Genomic DNA, 20102 nt, shown 5'->3' on the forward strand with positions numbered 1-20102 from the left:
TGGGCGAAAGACGTGCAGGGGGGCGGCGCGGTGTCGGAGAGCGGTCGAACGGCCGTACGGCGTCGCCGGCTGTTGTGGGCCGGCGTCCTCGCCGTGGTCGGGCTGGCGCTGCTCCTGGTCGGCCTGATCGTCGCCAACGGGACCCTGGCCTGGGTCGAGGTGGCGCTGGCGATCGTCCTGCTGGTCGCGAGCTACGCGCTGCAACGGCTGGCCCGCCGGGAGACCCTGTACCGCCACGACGGCGGCTGACGTCAGGGCACGATCACCGTCCCCCACCTCGTCACACCGCTGTGCCAATCTGGTGGCGTGGCACACCAACCCCCGATCCTGCTGATCGACTCCCCCAGCCTCTACTTCCGCGCCTACTTCGGCATCCCCGAGTCCGCCGCGAAGACGGACGACGGCCAGCCGGTCAACGCCGTCCGCGGCTTCCTCGACATGCTCGCCCAGCTGGTCCGCACCCGCCGCCCCGACCGCATGGTCTGCGCGCTGGATCATGACTGGCGCCCGGCGTGGCGGGTGGAGCTGCTGCCGTCGTACAAGGCGCACCGGGTCGCGCCGGAGGGCGGCGAGGTGGTGCCGGACACCCTCTCCCCGCAGGTGCCGATGATCCTGGAGGTGCTCGACGCGTTCGGCATCACCGCCGTCGGCGCCACCGGCTACGAGGCCGACGACGTGCTCGGCACCCTGTCGGTGACCCAGCCCGGCCCGGCGGAGGTGGTCTCCGGCGACCGGGACCTGTTCCAGCTCGTCGACGACGCCCGCCAGGTGCGGCTGCTCTACATCGGGCGGGGCGTGGCCAAGCTGGACGACTGCGACGACGCCGCCGTCCGCGCCCGCTACGGCGTCCCCGCCGACCGCTACGCCGACTTCGCCGCCCTGCGCGGTGACCCGAGCGACGGGCTGCCCGGGGTGCCCGGGGTCGGCGAGAAGACGGCCGCCCGGCTGATCGAGCGATACGGCGGGCTGCCCGGCATCCTCGCCGCGCTGGACGACGGCGAGTCCGGCTTCGCCCCCGGCCTGCGCACCAAGCTGGCGGCGGCCCGTGACTACCTGGCCGTCGCGCCGAAGGTCGTCCAGGTCGCCACGGACGTGCCACTGCCGCAGCTGGCCACCGCGCTGCCGACCGCGCCCGCCGACCCGGACCGGCTGTTGGAGCTGGCGCAGCGGTGGAACCTCGCCGGCTCGTGCCGCCGCCTGGTGGACGCCCTCGCCGCCCGATCCTGACCTTCGGCGTCGCCCCCGGGGGCGCGGAGATCCGCCCGGACGGCCAGGGCCGCGACGATCAGGCGGCGGCGTGGTAGGCCAGCACGCCCCGGTTGACGGCGGCGATGGCCTGCCGGGCGGTGGCCCGCAGCTCGGTGGAGGCACCACCGGAGTCGGCGAGCTGGCCGAGCAGGTCGACCACCTGCCGCGCCCAGCGGACGAAGTCGCCGGCAGGCATCTCGCCGTCGATCTGGTGGCCGCTGGCGAGCACCTTGGCGAGGGCCTCCCCGCGCGCCCACCGGTAGATCGGCCAGGCGAACCCGAGGTCGGGCTCCCGGGTGACGGCGAGGCCGCGGCCGGCCTCGTCCGCCTCGATGTCGCTCCACAGCTTCAGCGTCTCGTCGACCGCGTCGGCGACCGGCCCGCGCGGCAGCGAGGCCCGCTCGTCGACGTCCCGGCGCGCCTCGAAGACCACCACCGACACGGCGGCGGCCAGCTCGGCCGGGGACAGGCCGTCCCACACCTTGCGCCGCAGGCACTCGGCGACCAGCAGGTCGGCCTCGGTCCAGATCCGGCCGAGCATCCGGCCGGCGTCGGTGACCTCGCCGTCGGCGGAGAGATAGCCGCGCGCGGTCAGCAGCGCCACGATCCGGTCGAAGGTGCGGGCCAGCGAACCGGTCCGGCCGGCGACCCGCTGGCGCAGCTCCTCGGTGTCGCGTTCCAGGCGGCGGCGCCGCTCCGCCCAGCGGGCGTGCTCCTCCCGATCGGCGCAGGCGTGGCAGGGGTGCCGGCGCAGCTCGGCGCGGAGCTGGCTGAGCCGGTGGTCCTCGCCGACCGCCTGCCGGGAACGCCCGCCCCGCCGGCCGCCGTGCCGGTCCAACCCGGTGCCACTGACCGCTGCGGCGAGATCCCGCCGCGCCGCCGGGGACCGGTGATTGAAGTGCTTGGGCACCCGGATCCGGGCAAGCACCTCGGCCGGGGTGGTGAAGTCGCCGGGGCTGACCCGCCCGGCCCAGCGGTCCTGAGTCAGCACCAGCGGCCGCGGCTCGCCGAAGCCGCCGGTGGCCGGGTCGAGCACCACGGCCAGGCCGGCCCGCCGCCCGGAGGGCACCCGGATCACGTCGCCCACCCGCAGCCGCTCCAGCGAGGCGACGGCGGCCGCCTTGCGCTGGGTCTGCCCCTGCCGGGCCAGCGCGCGCTCCCGGTCGGCGATGGCCACCCGCAGGGCGAAATACTCGTCGAAGTCGCCGTGGTGGCAGGCCGCCTCCGCGCCGTACGCCTCGATCGTCTCGGTGTTGCGCTGCACCTGCCGGGCCAGGCCGACCACCGACCGGTCCGCCTGAAACTGGGCGAACGACGACTCCAGCAGCGCCCGGGCCGGCTCCGCGCCGACGCTGCCGACCAGGTTGACGGCCATGTTGTACGACGGCCGGAAGCTGGACCGCAGCGGGTAGGTGCGGGTGGAGGCCAGGCCGGCGACGTGCCGGGGGTCGGTCTCCGGCGACCAGACCACTACCGCGTGCCCCTCGACGTCGATGCCCCGCCGGCCGGCCCGCCCGGTGAGCTGCGTGTATTCCCCCGGGGTGAGGTCGACGTGCGCCTCCCCGTTGAACTTCACCAGGCGTTCCAGCACCACGCAGCGGGCCGGCATGTTGATGCCCAGCGCCAGGGTCTCGGTGGCGAAGACCGCCTTGACCAGGCCACGGACGAACAGCTCCTCGACGACCTCCTTGAACGCGGGCAGCATGCCGGCGTGGTGGGCGGCGAGCCCCCGCTCCAGACCGTCGAGCCACTCCCAATAGCCCAGCACGGACAGGTCCTCGCCGGGAATCGCGGTGACCCGGGACTCGACCACCCGGCGGATCTCGGCCCGCTCCTCGGGGGACGTGAGCCGCAGCCCGGCCGCGAGGCACTGCTGCACGGCGGCGTCGCAGCCGGCCCGGCTGAAGATGAACAGGATCGCCGGGAGCAGCCCCTCCCGGTCGAGCCGGTCGACGATGTCGGGACGCATCGGGCCGCGCCAGCGGGGGCCCCGCCGCCCGAACCCGGGGCCGGCGCTGCGCCCCTCCCCCAGCTCGAGGCGGCGCATCGTGTCCCGGGTGTAGCGCAGCAGCTCCGGGTGCACGTCGTGCTTGCGGGCGGCGTCGGCGTCGTGGAACAGGTCGAACATCCGCTTGCCGACCAGCATGTGCTGCCAGAGCGGCACCGGCCGGTGCTCGCTGACCACCACCGCGGTCTCGCCCCGCACGGTGACCAGCCAGTCGGCGAACTCCTCGGCGTTGGAGACGGTGGCCGACAGCGAGACCAGGGTGACCGAGGCGGGCAGGTGAATGATCACCTCTTCCCACACCCCGCCGCGGAACCGGTCGGCGAGGTAGTGCACCTCGTCCATCACCACGTAGGCCAGCCCCTCCAGGGTGGCCGAGCCGGCGTAGAGCATGTTGCGCAGCACCTCGGTAGTCATCACCACCACGGGCGCGTCGCCGTTGATCGCGTTGTCGCCGGTGAGCAGGCCGACCTGGTCGGCGCCGTAGCGATCCACCAGGTCGTGGTACTTCTGGTTGGACAGCGCCTTGATCGGAGTGGTGTAGAAGCACTTGCGCCGAATGGCCGGCTCCTCGCCGCCAGCCGCCGCCGGCCGCCCCGGCGCGCCCCGCAGCGCCAGGTGCACGGCGAACTCGCCGACCACCGTCTTGCCGGCGCCGGTCGGCGCGCAGACCAGCACCCCGCTGCCCCGCTCCAGGGCCTCGCACGCCTCGCGCTGGAAGTCGTCGAGATCAAACCCCAGCTCTTGGGCGAATTCGTGCAGGGCCGGGAAGGCGGAGGCCTGCGCGGCCCGGCGGCGCGCCGCGGCGTACCGCTCGGCGGGGCTCGACATGCCTCCAAGATTAATCGGTACGGCCGACGACCACCGGCCAAGGCCGTCCGGCAGGACGGTCGGAGCGGGTCGGTAGGGTGCACGACGTGCCGGACCATGCCGAACCGCCCCAAGCCTCGAGCGGCGCCGACGACGCCGTCCGCCCGAGCACGTCCCGTCGGCCCGTGGAGGCGGTGCTCTTCGACTTCCACGGCACGCTCGCGCAGGTCGAGGAGCCGCGCGAGTGGGTGCTGGCCGCGGCGGCGGCGTGCGGGGTGGAACTGGACCGGGTCCGGGCCACCGCGCTGGCCGACCGGCTGCTGACCGCCGGCCGGGCCGGCGGCCCGCTCCCGGCCCGGGTACCGCCCGGGCTCGCCGAGCTGTGGGCCGACCGTGATCTCTACCCGCACGCCCACCGGGGCGCGTACACCGGGCTCGCCGAGACGGTCGACGCCGGCATCGAGGGGTTCGCCGACGCGCTCTACGACCGGCTGCTGATCCCCGACGGCTGGGTGCCGTACCCGGACACCGAGGCGGTGCTGACCGCGCTGCGGGCCGCCGGGGTGAAGGTGGCGGTGGTCAGCAACATCGGCTTCGACCTCCGGCCGCTCTTCGCCGCCTGGAAGCTGGACGGGCTGATCGACGCGTACGCCCTGTCGTACGAGGTGGGGCGCTGCAAGCCGGACCCAGGGATCTTCTGGCGGGCGTGCGGGATGCTCGGCGTCGACCCGGAGCGGGCGCTGATGGTGGGCGACACTCCCGCCGACGCGGGGGCCGTGCGGGCCGGCTGCGCCGTGCTGGTGCTGCCCTGCGCCGACGCCGGCGCCCCCAACGGGCTCGGCGCCGTCCTCGACCTCGCCCTGCCCACCGAGGCATGATCCATCCGAGCCCGGGGACGCGGCAGGGATGCCCGGACCGCGCCGGCTCGACGTCCCGGTGAACAGCCGCCGGCTCGACGGCGGCCAGCTGGGCGGGGTCGGCCTGGTGCTCGGCGGGGCGCTGTCGGTGCAGTTCGGGTCGGCGGTCGCCGCGCTGCTCTTCCCGCACACCGGGGTGGCCGGGGCCGTGACCCTGCGGCTGGGCATCGGCGCGCTGCTGATGCTGGCCGGGTGCCGGCCGCGGCTGCGCGGGCACGGCCGCGCCGACTGGATCGCCGTGCTCGCCTTCGGGCTGGCCCTGGCCGGGATGAACTCGATCTTCTACCAGGCCATCAACCGGATCCCGCTGGGGCCGGCGGTGACGCTGGAGGTCCTCGGGCCGCTGGCGCTGTCCGTGCTCACCGCCCGCCGTCGGGCCGCCTGGTGGTGGGCCGGGCTGGCCCTGGCCGGGGTGGCCCTGCTCGGGCAGGGCGGCTTCGCGCGGCTGGACCCGGTGGGCGCGGGGCTGGCGCTGGCCGCGGGCACGATGTGGGCGGCGTACATCGTCTGCTCGGCACGGGTGGGCGGACGATTCCCCCGCGCCGACGGGCTGGCCCTGGCGCTGGCGGTGGCGGCCCTGGTCACCCTGCCGATCGGGCTGGTCGGGTCGGGCAGCCGGCTCTGGCACCCGGCGGTGCTGGGGCTCGGCACCGGACTGGCGCTGCTCGCCTCGGTGCTGCCGTACACCCTGGAGCTGCTGGCGCTGCGGCGGTTGCCCACCGCGACCTTCGCGGTGTTGATGAGCCTGGGGCCGGCGATCGCCGCGCTGGCCGGCTGGCTGGTCCTCGACCAGCAGCTGCACCCGCTGGAGGTCCTCGCGATCGGCCTGGTCATCGCCGCCAGCGTCGGCGCGGTCCGGGCCGGCAGCCCGGCCACCGCGCCCGCCGAGGTCACCCCCGGCGACCCGGTCAGCGAAGCAGCCGCACCGCCGCCGGCACCGCGCTGATCCGCACCGGCAGGTCGAACGCCCGCTCCCCGTCCACGTACGTGGTGATGCCGGCCGCGTCCAGCTCCACCGTGCGGGCCCGGTAGCTGCGCACGAGCGGATGGTCGACGTGGGTGCCCTGGTAGATGCGGGGCTTCACCCGGATCAGGGTGCGCCGGTCGAACCGTCCGCCGACCACCACGTCCAGCAGCCCGTCCGTCGGGTCGGCGGCCGGGCAGATCCGCATCCCGCCGCCGTAGCTGGCGCAGTTGCCGACCGCGACGAGCACCCCGTCCACCTCGTGCTCCTCGCCGTCGAGGCGCAGCCGGTAGCGGCGCGGCCGCAGCCGGGCCAGCTCGACCAGGATCGCCAGGTCGTAGCGGCGAGGGCCGCGCGGCCAACGCATCCGGTTGGCCCGCTCGTTGACGATCGCGTCGAAGCCGGCCGCCAGCACCGCCCCGTACCAGCGGACGGCGCCGTCGGCGGCGGTCAGCCGGGCCAGGTCGACGGGGTGGATCCGGCCGTCCCGCAACGCCTCGACGATCACCTCGACGGCCGCGACCGGGTCGGTGGGGAACCCGGTGTCGGCGGCGAAGTCGTTACCCGTGCCGGCGGGGACCGGGCCGAACGGCACCGCCGTACCGGCGACGGCCTGCAACGCCCGGTGAACCGTGCCGTCCCCGCCGACCGCCACCAGGGCGGCGGCGCCGTCGGTGACCGCGGCGTGGCAGGCCGCCTCCGCCTCCTCCGGGGTGCCCGCCTCCAGCAGCCGGACCGGCCGGCCCGCGCCCGCCAGCCGGTCCACCAGCCGGGGCAGCAGGCCACGATGCCGCCCCCGGCCGGCGCTCGGGTTGGCGAGCACGGCGACGGGGCCGGGCGGAACAAGATCGTGCGCGGTCACGGCGAGCACCGTACGGCACGACCCGCCCCGCTCACCAGGGGAGACAGCCCCCCGTTGGCGGGTCGTGGGAGGCCGGGTGGCGGTGAAGCCGGCGGCGTCCACAGTGCCGCGCGCACCACACCGGCAGTCAAAAGGTGATGCGCACCTTCAGCGCGGTGCGCTCATCCATCGCCCGGTAGCCGTCCGGCACCCCATCGAGGGTCACCGACCGGTCGAAGACCGGGGACGGGTCGATGGTGCCGTCGAGCACGTCCGCGAGCAGCTCCGGCAGGTACGCGCGGGCCGGCGCCACGCCGCCAGCGAGGGCCACGTTGCGGTTGAACATCTGCCGGATGACGACGCCCGCGCTACCACCGTGTGGGACGCCGACGTAGCCGACCGTGCCGCCGTCGCGGGCGATCGAGATCGCCGTACGCATCGACTGCTCCGTGCCCACCGCCTCCAGCACGGCGTGCGCGCCCTGCCCCTTGGTCAGCTCCCGGACGGCGGCGACCGCCGCGTCGCCCCGCTCGGCGACCACGTCGGTGGCCCCGAACAGCCGCGCGATGTCGGTGCGGGCGGGGTGCCGGCCCAGCGCGATGATCTGCTCGGCGCCGAGCCGCTTCGCGGCGAGCACCCCGCAGAGGCCGACCGCGCCGTCACCGACGACGGCGACCGTCGCGCCTGGGCGGACCCGGGCGGCCAGCGCGGCGTGGTGACCGGTGGACATGACGTCGGACAGGGCCAGCATCGCGGTGAGCAGCCGCTCGTCGCCGGCCGCCTCGGCGGGCAGCTTCACCAGGGTGCCGTCGGCGTACGGGACGCGGACCGCCTCCCCCTGGCCGCCGTCGGAGCCCGGCGAACCCCAGAAGCCGCCGTGCGGGCAGGAGGTGTGCAGGCCCTCGCGGCAGAAGTCGCAGACGCCGTCGGACCAGACGAACGGGGCCACCACGAGGTCACCCACCCGCACCGAGCTCACCTCGGCGCCGGTGGCCTCGACCACGCCGAGGAACTCGTGCCCGATCCGCTGCCCGGGCTGCCGCGCGGCCACGCCCCGGTACGCCCACAGGTCGCTGCCGCAGATGCAGGCGAGCACGACACGGATGACGGCGTCGGTGGGGGTACGGACGGCGGCGTCCGGCACCTCCTCCACCCGGATGTCGTTCGGGCCGTGGATCACGGTGGCGCGCATGGGCGGTGTCCTCCCGATTGGGCGAGCGTGGGGCCGGCCGGCTGCGGCCGGCGGCGGGGCGAACCCCGCCCCGGGCGAACGCTAAACCCGCCGCCGGGACGCCGCCATCCGGCACGGCACGCGCATGGCCGGCCTCACCGCCGCCGCCCGATCGCCGCGGATCCCGGCCCGGACCACCCCGCCCGGCACCCGTGGACGGGCGTCAGCGGACGCTGAGCCGCTTGGTCACCGGCTCGACGCCCGGGCCACCGATCTTCAACGTCCAGTCCCCCGCGTCGGCGAGCGACACGATCGTCTCGGCCGCACCGCCGTTCGGGTCCGCGGTGACCCCGGCGACCTGCTTCCCGGACGGGTCGAGGATCTCCAGCGTCCGCGCCACCGGCGTCTTGTTCTCCACCTTGAACTGGAGCTTCGCGCCGGGCTCGGCGAACAGCCCGTCGGCGCCCGTGACGGCCTTCGTCGTCACCTCGATCCGGACCTCTCGGTCGTACGTCGGCTCCACCCCGGCGTTCACCCAGGTCGCGTCGTCGGTGACGGTGATCCTGGTACGGATGCCGTCGCCCTTCTGGCCCGGCTTGCAGGCCAGCTCGTAGAACCCGACGGAGAGGTTGGCCCGCAGCTCCCGGGTGAGCCCCGACGAGACGTCCTTCACCTCACCGACCGCCTTGGTGAAGCCGTCGCCCTGCCGGCCGTAGACGTACACCTCGGTGGTCTGTGACCCCCGGTTGGTCACCAGGAAGGTGGTCGCGCCCGGGGCGAAGCTGGTCGCGGTGATCTCGCAACTGGTGTCGGTGGCGGTGACCGCGACCTCGACGCCCCTGGGGGCGGCGTCGTCGTCCCCGCAGGCGGTGAGGGCGGCGGTGGCGGCGATCGCGGCGACCACGACGGCGGCGGTACGGATCTTCATCGTCTCTCCGGGGCGCAGGCCAGCGGACTGACCAGAACGGACACCGAGACGCCCGGGCCGCGCCCGGGAAGCCACGGCGAAGTCAGGTGAGTGTATGTGGGTCGGCGGGGCCCGGTGCGGCAGGGCGGTCAGGCCCGGGGGCCGGCCAGCCCGATGCCGATCACGTCGATCCGGCCCCACCGTCCGGGGACGTCGAGCAGTTCCACCCGACCGAACCGGGGCGGCACCGACGGCGCCATCAGCAGGTGCTCCCCGGACGGCTCGAGCCCGAGCAGGGCGCGCAGCAGCAGGAAGATGGCACCGGTCGCCATCGCCGCCGGACTGTTCGCGGTCGGGTAGCACACCGGGTAGCGGGTCAGGTCGCGGGGATAGCCGGCGAACGCCTCCGGCAGCCGGCCGTGGAAGTACCGGGACGCGTCGACCAACGCCTCGGCGATCCGGCCGGCCTCCTCGACCAGCCCGTACCGGCGCAGCCCCCAGGCGATCAGCGCGTTGTCGAACGGCCACACCGCGCCGAGGTGGTAGCCGAGCGGGTTGTACCGCGCCTGCCCCTCGGCGAGGGTGCGCACGCCCCAGCCGGAGAAGAGCCGCGGGCCGAGCAGGTGGTGGGCGACCTGCTCAGCCCGCTCCGGCGGCACGATCCCGCTCCACAGCAGGTGGCCCATGTTGGACGCCAACGCGTCGACCTGCCGGCCGTCGCCGTCCAGGGCGAGCGCGTAGTAGCCCCGGTCGGCGATCCAGAAGTCCCGGTCGAAGCGCTCCCGCAGGGCGGCCGCCTCCCGCTCCAGCCGCTCGGCATACGCCGGGTCGCCCCAGATCTCCCGGGCCAGCCGGGCCCCGCGCAGCTTCGCGTCGTACGCGTACCCCTGCAGCTCGCAGGTGGCCACGGGCGGCCCGGCCAGCCGTCCGTCGGCGTAGCAGATCGCCTCCGGTGAGTCCTTCCAGCCCTGGTTCCGCAGCCCGGTCTGCTCGTTGCGCCGCTGGTACCGGACGTAGCCGTCGCCGAGGATGTCGCCGTACTCGTCGATCCACTCCAGCGCCGCGCGGGTTTCCTGCTCGGCCTCCAGCACGAGCCCCGAGTCGCTGGTCCACCGCTCGTACTCGTCGAGCAGGATCACGTAGAGCGGGGTGGTGTCGGCGCTGCCGTAGTAGGGGGACTCCGGACGTTCCTCGAAGGCCGCCAGTTCGCTGTAGCGGAACTCGCGCAGGATCTTGCCGGGCTCCTCGTCGCGGAAGTCGTCGAGCACCGTGCCCTGGTCGATGCCGAGCATCCGCAGCGTCGCGTCGGCCAGTTCCGAAGCCACCGGCAGTGCCTCGAAGCTGGTCAGGATGCTGTCCCGGCCGGTGATGGTGGCGCCCCAGGGCAGGCCGGCGTTGGGCATCGACCGGTCTGGCAGGGTCAGGGGCGAGTAGCGCAGCGACGCCAGGTCCACCAGGCTGCGCCGGTAGGCCTCGGTCAGCGCGTTCCAGTCGCAGCTGAGCTGGGGCGCCCGGTCCAGCCACACCGCCAGGTCCTGCTGCCGCTCGGCGGCGCTGCGCCGGGGGCGCCGATCCAGCTGCTCCCGGATGTCCCGGCCGTCGGGGCGCAGCACCAGCGACTGCGCCCGCAGGGTGGTCGTCCAGCCCTGCTTGGGAGCCACCCGCACCGTGTACGTCAGCCCGCGCTCGTCGATGCGCGCCGGCTCGCTGCTCCAGACCAGGGTCTCGCGTTGATACCGGTCCCGCAGGTAGCCGAGACGCAGGCGACCGTCCTCGATCCGCTGGTAGAACCGTCCCGGCGGGGTGCGCTCCTGATCGATCGCCCTGATCGGTGCGAAGTCGCTCGCCACATCGAGCCGTACGGTGAAGTCCACCGGCTCACGGTCGTGGTTGAGGACAGTCAGCCGCTCCTCGAACAACCCACCGGTGATGGAGCGTTCCCGGATCACCGAGGACTTGGCATCCACGTAGTGGGTCGGAGCGCCTGGCACGAGGAAGAACCGCAACGTGACGTGGTCCCGCTCGGCCATCGAGAGCGCATGCAGCCGGTCGCCGTCGAGGGTGAGCCGCCACAGCGACAGGAAGCGGGTGTCGAAGTCGAAGAATCCGGACGGGTTGCCGACCGTCGCCTCGATGTCGCCGCTGTCGTCGCTGACCACGAAGATGTTGCCGTCCAGGACGCGGACCAGGTTCGACTTCATCGAGGCTCCCCACGTCCGCCTGCGAGGGCTCGCGGGTGGCGCGCCCCCGGCGGCGCGGGGAAGAGCTGCTCCAGCAGCATCAGGAAGCGGAACCGCCCCTCCGCGATGAGGTCGTTGCGCAGCCACCCGGTGAGCGGCTTCGCCTCGCCACGGGCCATCCGGGCAAAGAAGTCCCGGTCGGTACGGATCACCGTGTCTGCGTCCCGCCGCTCGCGGCTCACCTCGACGCGGCCGCCGGCGATGGTCACATACCAGACGTCGACCTCGCCGGGCCCTTCCAGCTCGATCCGGATCGTGCCGGCGGTGCGGCGGAGCAGCCGGTCGGGGGCCCGATGGGCGAGCTGCGTGAAGTAGGCCTCGATCGAATCGGACACCGCACGCCTCCCAGCAGAGGGCCGTCGCACCGGGCGGCCCGGCGAGTGGCGCGCCCCGGGGGCGGCGACGACGGACGCGGCCGGACGCTGCTCCGGCGCCGCCTCAGACTATCGTCGAGGTCCGGCGCGGACGCCCGGATCGCCGGAAACTGCGGTGCGGTGCCGGCCGGCGTGGCGGGTCGCCGCGATCGGGCACGAGCCGTGCCGGCACCGCCGGAGGGTGCCGTCCCCTGACGCGGTCCCTCGCCCCACCAGGGGGCGGGGACGCGCACCGCCGGCTACGCGGATCGCCGGAACGGCCGGCCGTCGCGGCCGAGCGGGGCGAGCCGCCGCCAACGGGGCAGCTCGGTGGCGACGGTGGCCAGGGCCAGCGCGGTCACCGCCGCAGCGGCCAGCCGCGGCCAGGCGAACCAGGCCGAGACCACGGCGGCGACCACGTGCAGCACCACCAGCCCGATGGTGACCGCCCCGGGCACCGGAACGACCACGTGCTTCTTGTCCCCTGGAGTGGCCAGGACGGTGGGCAGGCCGATCAGCACCAGCACCGAGGCGACCGCCAGCGCGGCCGAATGTGGGGCGAGCGCCCACGGCGTGGCGACCCACGCGACCAGCTCGGTCAGGAAACGCAGCGCCGAGGCGACGTCGGGGCGGTGCGGCGGGCGGTCGTCGATCACGGCGATCAGTATCCGCCCACCCCGGGGCGTCCCGGACACCCGGTTGCCGGCGTCGGCGCGGGCGCGCCTGCTGGCCCGGCTCTGCTACGCGGAACGCCGCCCCCAAGTGGGGGGCGGCGTTCCGGTGTACGTGCTCCGGGCGACCCGGTCAGGTCATGTCGTCGTAGCGGCGCTCGATCGGCGCCGGCGCGGCGATCGGTTCGGGCGCCCCGATCGGGGCGGACGCCTCGACCCGCGCTCCGGCCTCGACCGGCTCGGTGGACAGGTCCAGCGGCGACACCTCGTCGTCGGCGACTCCCGCATACGTCTCCCGGCCCCGCCCGCGCCGCCTGTCGTTGAGGAAGGCCACCCCGACCGCGACGAAGTAGAGCAGGCAGAGCGCGGCGGCCAGCAGCGTCATGCCGAACGGACCCGGGTCGGGCGTGGCGATCGCCGCGAACGCGAATGACACGAAGATCACCACTCGCCACCAGCCCAGCAGGCGCCGCGCGCTCGCCACCCCGGTGAAGTTGAGCATGAGCAGGATCAGCGGGAACTCGAACGCCACTCCGAACAGCAGGATCATGTTCGTGACGAACGAGATGTACCGCGTCACCTCCAGCTGGGTGGACAGCCCGGTCACCCCGGACTCCATCAGGAAGGCCAGACCCTTGTCCACCACGAAGTAGGCCAGCACCGCCCCGGCCGCGAACAGCGGCGCGGCGATCGACACGAAGACGTACGCCCACTTGCGTTCGTGCCGGTGCAGACCCGGGGCGATGAACGCCCACAGCTGGTAGAGCCAGACCGGCGCCCCGATGATGAGACCGATCCACAGCGCCAGCTTCAGCTTCAGGATGAACCCGTCCGCCGGCGACAGCTGGAGGAACTGCTGGCACTTGCCGTCGACAATCGCCCCAGGGAGCCGGCAGTACGGCTGCTTGAGGAGGTTGAACGCCGGTTGGGCGAGCCAGAACCCGACGATCAGGCCGCCGACGATCGCCAGCGACGCGCGGAACAGGCGGGTACGCAGCTCACGGATGTGTTCCATGAGCGTCATGGAGCCGTCCGAGGCCCGCTCGAAGTTGCTCGGGCCGCGCTTCTTCAACCCGAAGGCCACGGTCGGGCCCTCCGGTCAGTTGTCGCGGACGCGCTGCACCGGGTCGACCGGCTGCTGCGGCTGCGGCGCGTACTGCTGCTGCGGGGGCTGCTGCGGCGCGTACTGCTGCTGGGCCGTGTTCGGCGGGAGCGGCTGGTAGCCGGCCTGCGCGTCGGCCTTCTCGGCCAGGTCACGGTCGTCGTCGTGCAGGCTCTTCGTCTCGGCCTTGATGATCCGCAGCGAGCGGCCCAGCGAGCGGGCCGCGTCGGGGAGCCGCTTCGCGCCGAACAGCAGGATCAGCACGACCACGAGTACGGCGATGTGCCACGGCTTGAGGGCACCCATGGGAAGCTCCAGTCGCTCAATTGTCGGTCAGGGGTGGTCGCAGCCCATCGTACGTGCGTCGAAGGTGGTTGCCACCCTGCCGGGCCTGCCAATGCGGGCCCGGTCGGTGAAGTCTCGACCAACCCGAAGTGTCCCGTCAACCACCTGCGGCGGCACGATTGTGCGCGTAACCGCCACAGACCGCGCAGCTAACGCCCTCGGCACCAATCGCTGTCGATCACTTGCCGCGCCTGGCCTTGATCAACGCCAGTCGTTCCTGGGTGACGGTCAGCCGCTCCTGGAGGCCCTCGGCGCGCCCCTGGAGCTCCTCGGCGGCGGTCTGCAGCGCCTCCGCCTCGGCCTGGCGACGCTGCAGGGCCACCGCCGCCCGGCGCAGCCGGGTCAGCCGCGCCAGCACCGGCCGGACCGCGAGGGCCAGCACGAGCAGCGGGAACAGCACGACCCCGAGCACGATCCACGTCACCACGGCGGTCAGCCTACTGGGTGCGGCCGGCCACCGCCGGGTCGGCGCGATCCACCGGTGTCGCGTACGCGTCGAGCGCGGCGACGGCCTGGGCGCGGACCTGCTCGGCCAGCTCGGCCGGGGCGACCACGGTGACGTCCGGGCCGAGCCCGAGCACGAACCGCCGCGCCCAGCCCAGGTCGGTGACCCGCAGCGACACCAGCCACTGCTCGCCGTCGGCCTCGACCCGCTCGCACGGGTAGTACTCGGTGATCCACCGCTCGCCCCGACCGATCCGCAGGGTGATCAGCGGCAGGTCGGCCGAGGGGCGGAACACCCCGTCGCTGAGGTCGTGCGGGCGGGCCTGCGGCGGGACCACGGCCGCCTCGTCCAGCTCGGTGACCGCGTCGATCCGGTCGGCGCGGAACAGCCGGACCGCCTCGGCGCGGCGGCACCACGCCTCCACGTACGCCCGGCCGCCGACCATCAGCATCCGCAGCGGGTCGATGGTCCGCTCGGTGGTCTCGTCCCGGGCGGCGGTGTAGTAGGTGATCCGCAGCGCCCGGCCCCGCTCCACGGCGGCCCGCAGCTCGCGCACCCGGGCGGTGTCGCCGGGCAGCCGCACCTCCACCGGCGCGCCGGCCAGGTCCCCGGCGGCGCTCTCGATCTTGGCGAGGGCCCGTTCCACGGCCTCCCGGTTGGCCACCCCGGGCGTCTCGGCGAGCATCCGCAGCGCCACCACCAGGGCGAGCGCCTCGTCCGGGGTGAGCCGCAGCGGCCGGTCGATGCCGGCGTCGTAGGTGATGGTCACCCGGTCGCCGTCGAACGCCATGTCGATCAGGTCGCCCGGGCCGTAACCGGGCAGCCCGCACACCCAGAGCAGCTCCAGGTCCTCGCGGAGCTGCCGCTCGGTCACCCCCAGGTCCTCGGCCGCCTCGGCGATCTCGATGCCGGGGCGGGCGAGCAGGTAGGGCACCAGGTTGAGCAGTCGGGCGAGCCGGTCCGCCGAGGCGCGGCCACCCCGGGCCGCCGGGCGGGTCACCGGGCACCCCCGGCCACCGCCAGCTCGTCGTGCCGGGCGGCGATCTCCTTCAACCGCTGGATGACCGCGTCGCGGACCTCCGGCGGCTCCAGCACCCGCGCGTCCGGGCCGTAGCCGACAACCTGGCCGGCCAGGTTGTCGGCGTCCGCGTACGGCAGGACCAGCCGGTCGCCGTCCGGTCCGGAGGTGCACTCCACCGCCCAGCGGCGCAGCCCGGCCGCCCGCCCCGGGGCGACCAGCACGGTGGCCCGACCGGTCCGCTCCACCGGCCCCGACCAGCGGGCCACGTGGCTGATCAGGTCCACGCCGGCGGGCGGCTCGTACGCCCCGGGCTGGCCGGTCACCCGGACCGCGCCCACCACCCGCGACAGCCGGAAGCAGCGGGTCGCCGCCCGGTCCAGGTCGTGGCCGACCACATACCACCGGCCGCGCCAGCAGACCACCCCCCACGGCTGCAGCCGGCGGCGGGTCGGGGCGTCCCGGTCCGGCACCCGGTAGTCGAAGTTGACCTCCCGCCGGTCGCGGGCGGCGGCGGTCAGCGGGGCGAACGCCGGGTCGACCGTGACCATCGGCTCCAGGCCCAGGGTGGCCTGCGGGTCCACGTCGATGCCGGCGGCGCGCAGCTTCGCCAGGCCCGACGAGGCGGCGGCGGCCAGGCCGGCGTGCTGCCACAGGCGCGCCGCGATGCCGACGGCGGCGGCCTCGTCCGGTTCCAGCGGGATGTCGGGCAGCGCGTACTCCCGGGGGGCGATCCGGTAGCCGGGCTCGGCGTCGAAGACGCTGGCCGTGCCCGTCTCCAGCGGCACCCCCAGCTCCCGCAGCTCGGCCTTGTCCCGCTCGAACTTGCGCTGGAACGCCTCGTGGTCCTTGGCGTCGTCCGGATCGTGCTCGTAGCCGGGCACGGTCGCGGCGATCTGGGCGGCGGTGAGGAACCGTCGCGTCGACAGCAGGCAGATCACCAGGTTGACCAGGCGTTCGGTGCGGGTCCGGGACACGTGTGAACGCTAGCAGCCCACGCGTCGTGGACGTGCACCCGCGCGGGCGCGGCGCGCGGGAAGACCCGCAGCAGCGGCCCGTGGCGGGCAGTCCCGCTCGACCGGCGGAGGACCTGCGCCGGCCATATGGTGAGCGCATGGCGGAAGCGGAAGTCAAGCGCGAGAGCGTCGGCACGGTCGTCGTGGCCGGCGTGGCGAACCTCTCCATCGCCGCCGCCAAGCTGGTCGCCGGCCTGATCTCCGGCTCGGCGGCGATGCTCTCCGAGGCCGCCCACTCGGTCGCCGACACCACCACCGAGGTGCTGCTCTTCCAAGCGCTGCGCCGCGGGGCCCGGCCCGCCGACACCCGGCATCCGTTCGGGTACGGCAAGGAGAGCTACGTCTGGGCGTTCCTCGCCGCGCTGTTCACCTTCGTGGTGGGCGCCGGCTTCGCCATCACCCACGGCGTCACCACCATCCTCGTGCACAAGCACAGCGGCAACTACCTAGCGTCGTACATCGTGCTGGTGGTCTCCTTCGCGATCGAGTCGGTCTCCCTGACCCGGGCGCTCCGGCAGATCCGCCGCGAGTCCCGCCGCTGGCGGGCCACCCCGCGCCGCTACCTGCGGCTGACCGCCGACACCACCGTCAAGGCCGTCTTCATGGAGGACACCGCCGCCCTCATCGGCCTGCTCATCGCCGGCGTGGGCCTCGGGTTGTCCGAACTCACCGGCGAGGAACTCTACGACGGCATCGCCTCCATCCTGATCGGCGTGCTGCTGCTGGCGGTCGCCACCATCCTCGCCCGGAGCAACATCTCGCTGCTGGTGGGCCGGGCCGTGTCGGAGCGCGTGCACCGGAAGATCGAGCACGAGCTGGCCGCGCTGCCCACCGTGGACCGGGTGCACACGCTGATGACCATGGTGCTCGGCCCGGACGACATCCTGGTCGCCGCCAAGGTCGACTTCCACAACGACGCCACCGGCGCCGACATCGAGGCCGCCGCCGACGAAGCCGAGCGGCGGCTCACCGAGCACTACCCGGAGATCGGGTACGTCTTCCTCGACCCCACCCGGTCGATGCCCGGCACCGACCGTGGACGGGCCCGGCGTACCCAGAACGAGGGCGACCCGCCACTGGACCAGCAGACCGACACGTTCTGAGCCGCGCGCCGGGCCACCCGGACGCGCCCCGCCCCACCGGCGGCCGATAGCGTTCCCGGCATGGTGCGATGGCGGTCCGGCACGGTCACGGCGGTACGACGGAGGTGGGCCGGCGCGACCGAACTCGACGTCGACCTGCCCGACGGCGGCCGGATGCGCGCCCTGGCCTACCCGGCGCTGGTCGGCGACCCGGAACCCGGCGACCGGGTGCTGCTCAACGCCGGCGCGCTGCTGATGGGCCTCGGCACCGGCGGGTACGCCCTGGTCGTCGCCCTGCCCGCCCGGCTCCCCGCCGACCCGCCGCAGGTCGCCGACACCCGCGACGCCGGCCACCTGGTCAAGGCCCGCTACACCCCGCTGCAACCGATCCTGCTCGGCGTCGACGAGGAGGCCTCCCCGCACCACGCGCTGCTCGCCGCCGCCGACAGCCTCGACGGGATGCCGGTGATCACCGCCGACCTGCACTCCGCCCTGCCGGCCGTCCTCGCCGGCGTGCACGCCGACGCCCCGCACGCCCGGGTGGCCTACCTGCTCACCGACGGTGGAGCCCTGCCGGCCTGGTTCTCCCGCACCCTCGCCGGGCTCGCCGACCACCTCGCCGGCACGGTCAGCGTCGGTCAGGCGTTCGGCGGCGACCTGGAGGCCAGCACCCTGCACAGCGGCCTGCTCGCCGCCCGGCACGTGCTCCGCGCCGACCTCGCGATCGTCGCCCAGGGGCCGGGCAACCTGGGCACCGGCACCCGCTGGGGCTTCTCGGGGGTGGCCGTCGGCGAGGCGGTCAACGCGGTCGCCACCCTCGGCGGCCGGGCCGTCGGCTCGTTGCGCATCTCCGACGCCGACCCGCGCCCCCGGCACCGCGGCGTCTCCCATCACAGCCTCACCGCGTACGGCCGGGTGGCTCTCGCCCCCGCGGAGCTGGTCGTGCCGGACGGCCTCGACCCGGCCCTGGCGGCCGAGGTGGCGGCGGCTCTCGCCTCGCTCGCGGAGCGGCACCGGATCGTCACCGTGCCCACCGGCGGGCTCGACGCGGCCCTGCGGGCCAGCCCCGTCGCCCTGTCGACCATGGGCCGCGGACTGGACGCCGACCACGCCTACTTCCTGGCCGCGGCCGCCGCCGGCCGGCACGCGGCCCGCCTGCTCGGCTGAGCCGCCCGGCCGGCGGCGGATCGGCGGTCAGGTCGCGCCGTAGCCGTGCGCCACGATGTGCTCGGCGGACCGCGCGTAGGCCGCCGGGTCCGGCGGCGCCCAGGTGCCCAGGCCGTCGACGTACCGGTTGTACATGCAGAACGCCGCGGCGATCAGCACCGTGTCGTGGATCTCCAGGTCGGTGGCGCCCGCCGCCCGGGCCGCGTCGACCAGCTCGGCGGTGACCTCCCGGCCGCTGCGCTGCACCGCCGCGGCGATCCGCAGCAACGCCCGCAGCTTCCCGCTCACCGGCGCGGTGGCCGGGTCCCGGCGCACCTGCTCCACCAGCGGCATCCCGGCGGGCAGTTGGGCGGCGGCGAATGCCGAGTGCGACGAACAGCAGAACGTGCACTCGTTCAGGCCGGACACGTAGGCGGCGATGAGCTCCCGTTCGCCGGGCGTCAGCGTGGGGTGCGGGGCGCGCAGCAGCTGCTCGGCGAGCGCGTTGAGCGGCTCCGCGGTCTCGGGACGGAACCGCATCGGCCCGTTGATGCCCGGATGCGCCTTCTCGTCCAAGCCGAGATCGATGTGTGCCATGACGTCGCCTCCCCACCCCGGCGGCCGTGGCCGACCGCGAACCCGGTCCATCCGGCAACCTGCCAGGCCCCCGGGTCGGGCGGCAACTTCCCCCGTGCGCTGTCCGCGGCGCCGGCCGGTCCGCCACCGACCGCCCACCCGCCGACCCAGGGGCGAAGAGCGCACGGCCGAAGACGCTCGGGTGGCCCGGCCGCCCCATCCTGTGCAGGTATCCGACCCCGGCCGCACCGACCCCGGCGTCCCCGCCCGGCACCGCGGGACGGCGCAGCCCCCGTAGCGGAATGCGAGGCGCTATGTCCCTCCGACAGCTCCCCGAACGCCAGCACGTCACCCCGGCTCCCCGACCAGGACGCCGGCTCCGGGTCGCCCTGCTCGGCGCGGCAGCCGGCGTCCTGCTCGCCGTCCTGTGGTCGTTCGAGCTGGTCGACAAGGTCATCGGCGACAACGTCGCGAACACCGTGCTCGGCCACGACGCCAAGGCGACCGCGCTCACCGGCACCGCCGCCGGACTGCTCTTCGCGTTCGTCTCCGGCTTCGCCGGCACCTTCACCGCCTGCAACATCGCCATGGCCGCCTCGGTCGGCCCGATGAGCCAGGCGTCCGGCGCCGACACCGGCCGGGCACCGCTGCGGTCCCTGCTCCGCCCCGTCGGCTGGCTCGCCCTCGGCATGATCGCGGTCTCGGCCAGCTACGGCGCCATCGGCGTCCTGCTCGGCGACCGGCTCCCCCAGCTCTCCACCGACGTGGTCGGCGGCGTCCCGGTCCGCCTCATCCAGTCGTCCGTCGTGTTCGGCGTGATCGGCCTGGCGCTGACCTACCTCGGGCTCGCCGCGCTCGGCCTACTCCCCGACGTGTTCGCCCACCGCCCGGTCGGCCGGGTGGTGACCATGGGCGCCCTCGTCGGCGGATTCCTCATCGGGCGCCCCTACCCGATGTTCAACAAGCTGTTCCACTGGGCCGTCGACACCGGCAACCCGCTCTACGGGGCGCTCGCCTTCACCCTGCAGTCGCTGGGCAACATCCTGCTCGTCACGCTGATCTTCGCGGTCGTCGTGGTGGTCAGCCGGGGACGCTTCCTGCGCTGGATGGCCGACCCCCGCCGCGCCGCCGTGGTGACCGGCGCGCTGCTCGTCGCCCTGGGCATCTTCACCGTCGTCTACTGGGACGTGCGGCTGCCCGCCCGCTTCGGTATCGGCTGGTTCCCCAGCATGCCGTACAACTGAC

The 20102-nt window shown here is 74.5% G+C and carries 20 protein-coding genes; 7 read left to right on the forward strand and 13 right to left on the reverse strand.

What is annotated here, in order from left to right; all coding sequences use genetic code 11:
* Positions 1-30: 30 nt before the first annotated feature.
* Entirely contained in the window at positions 31-249 is a 219-nt protein-coding gene (locus FXF52_RS22090) for a hypothetical protein (RefSeq protein WP_148799565.1), read from the forward strand.
* A gap of 57 nt (positions 250-306) precedes the next feature.
* On the forward strand, positions 307-1227 hold the full coding sequence (locus tag FXF52_RS22095) for a 5'-3' exonuclease (protein ID WP_148799567.1): 921 nt from the start codon (positions 307-309) through the stop codon (positions 1225-1227).
* A 58-nt stretch (positions 1228-1285) separates the two neighbouring features.
* On the opposite strand, the gene FXF52_RS22100 is transcribed toward FXF52_RS22095, so the two are convergent.
* On the reverse strand, positions 1286-4084 hold the full coding sequence (locus tag FXF52_RS22100; RefSeq protein ID WP_148799569.1) for an RNA helicase: 2799 nt from the start codon (positions 4082-4084) through the stop codon (positions 1286-1288).
* 86 nt (positions 4085-4170) lie between these two features.
* Here FXF52_RS22100 and FXF52_RS22105 point away from each other — a divergent pair, with 86 nt between their 5' ends.
* Both FXF52_RS22105 and FXF52_RS22110 read left to right on the forward strand, forming a co-directional pair.
* Positions 4171-4941 carry an HAD family hydrolase gene (locus tag FXF52_RS22105; protein ID WP_148799571.1) on the forward strand — a complete coding sequence of 257 codons (771 nt, stop codon included), beginning with the start codon at positions 4171-4173 and terminating at the stop codon, positions 4939-4941.
* Between the two features lie 28 nt (positions 4942-4969).
* Positions 4970-5926 (forward strand): DMT family transporter, encoded by a 957-nt coding sequence (locus FXF52_RS22110; protein WP_148799573.1) that lies wholly within the window; start codon positions 4970-4972, stop codon positions 5924-5926.
* Here FXF52_RS22110 and FXF52_RS22115 read toward each other — a convergent pair.
* The 11 genes from FXF52_RS22115 to FXF52_RS22165 form a co-directional block, all read right to left on the reverse strand.
* Positions 5889-6815 carry a diacylglycerol kinase gene (locus FXF52_RS22115; protein WP_148799575.1) on the reverse strand — a complete coding sequence of 309 codons (927 nt, stop codon included), beginning with the start codon at positions 6813-6815 and terminating at the stop codon, positions 5889-5891. The genes FXF52_RS22110 and FXF52_RS22115 overlap by 38 nt on opposite strands.
* Before the next feature lie 118 nt (positions 6816-6933).
* On the reverse strand, positions 6934-7977 hold the full coding sequence (locus FXF52_RS22120) for a zinc-dependent alcohol dehydrogenase family protein (protein ID WP_148799577.1): 1044 nt from the start codon (positions 7975-7977) through the stop codon (positions 6934-6936).
* 202 nt (positions 7978-8179) lie between these two features.
* Complete coding sequence (locus FXF52_RS22125; protein WP_148799579.1) at positions 8180-8884, reverse strand: hypothetical protein; 705 nt, start codon at positions 8882-8884, stop codon at positions 8180-8182.
* A 128-nt stretch (positions 8885-9012) separates the two neighbouring features.
* Entirely contained in the window at positions 9013-11064 is a 2052-nt protein-coding gene (locus FXF52_RS22130) for a glycogen debranching N-terminal domain-containing protein (protein WP_148799581.1), read from the reverse strand.
* Entirely contained in the window at positions 11061-11438 is a 378-nt protein-coding gene (locus tag FXF52_RS22135; RefSeq protein ID WP_187413624.1) for an SCP2 sterol-binding domain-containing protein, read from the reverse strand. The genes FXF52_RS22130 and FXF52_RS22135 overlap by 4 nt, the downstream gene beginning before the upstream one ends.
* A 278-nt stretch (positions 11439-11716) precedes the next feature.
* The gene (locus tag FXF52_RS22140; RefSeq protein WP_222870604.1) at positions 11717-12112 is read right to left on the reverse strand and encodes a hypothetical protein; all 396 of its coding nucleotides are present in this window, start codon (positions 12110-12112) and stop codon (positions 11717-11719) included.
* A gap of 148 nt (positions 12113-12260) precedes the next feature.
* The gene (gene tatC, locus FXF52_RS22145; RefSeq protein WP_148799585.1) at positions 12261-13211 is read right to left on the reverse strand and encodes a twin-arginine translocase subunit TatC; all 951 of its coding nucleotides are present in this window, start codon (positions 13209-13211) and stop codon (positions 12261-12263) included.
* Positions 13212-13226: 15 nt separating this feature from the next.
* Positions 13227-13535, reverse strand: coding sequence for a Sec-independent protein translocase subunit TatA (gene tatA, locus FXF52_RS22150; RefSeq protein WP_148799587.1), 309 nt, complete (start codon positions 13533-13535; stop codon positions 13227-13229).
* Positions 13536-13752: 217 nt separating this feature from the next.
* Positions 13753-14001 (reverse strand): hypothetical protein, encoded by a 249-nt coding sequence (locus FXF52_RS22155; protein ID WP_148799590.1) that lies wholly within the window; start codon positions 13999-14001, stop codon positions 13753-13755.
* Between the two features lie 10 nt (positions 14002-14011).
* Positions 14012-15019, reverse strand: coding sequence for a YafY family protein (locus FXF52_RS22160; RefSeq protein WP_148799592.1), 1008 nt, complete (start codon positions 15017-15019; stop codon positions 14012-14014).
* A complete protein-coding gene (locus FXF52_RS22165) occupies positions 15016-16014 on the reverse strand; it encodes a YafY family protein (protein ID WP_148799594.1) in 999 nt (332 codons plus the stop codon). The genes FXF52_RS22160 and FXF52_RS22165 overlap by 4 nt, the downstream gene beginning before the upstream one ends.
* Positions 16015-16151: 137 nt before the next feature.
* Here FXF52_RS22165 and FXF52_RS22170 point away from each other — a divergent pair, with 137 nt between their 5' ends.
* Positions 16152-17156 carry a cation diffusion facilitator family transporter gene (locus FXF52_RS22170; protein ID WP_148799596.1) on the forward strand — a complete coding sequence of 335 codons (1005 nt, stop codon included), beginning with the start codon at positions 16152-16154 and terminating at the stop codon, positions 17154-17156.
* A 60-nt stretch (positions 17157-17216) separates the two neighbouring features.
* Entirely contained in the window at positions 17217-18302 is a 1086-nt protein-coding gene (locus tag FXF52_RS22175) for a DUF3866 family protein (RefSeq protein ID WP_148799598.1), read from the forward strand.
* 27 nt (positions 18303-18329) lie between these two features.
* On the opposite strand, the gene FXF52_RS22180 is transcribed toward FXF52_RS22175, so the two are convergent.
* Positions 18330-18878, reverse strand: coding sequence for a carboxymuconolactone decarboxylase family protein (locus FXF52_RS22180; RefSeq protein WP_148799600.1), 549 nt, complete (start codon positions 18876-18878; stop codon positions 18330-18332).
* A 293-nt stretch (positions 18879-19171) separates the two neighbouring features.
* Here FXF52_RS22180 and FXF52_RS22185 point away from each other — a divergent pair, with 293 nt between their 5' ends.
* A complete protein-coding gene (locus FXF52_RS22185) occupies positions 19172-20101 on the forward strand; it encodes a hypothetical protein (protein ID WP_148799602.1) in 930 nt (309 codons plus the stop codon).
* The last annotated feature ends 1 nt before the right edge of the window (position 20102 follow it).

The sequence above is a fragment of the Micromonospora sp. MP36 genome (assembly GCF_008119785.1).
Classification (GTDB): Bacteria; Actinomycetota; Actinomycetes; order Mycobacteriales; family Micromonosporaceae; genus Micromonospora.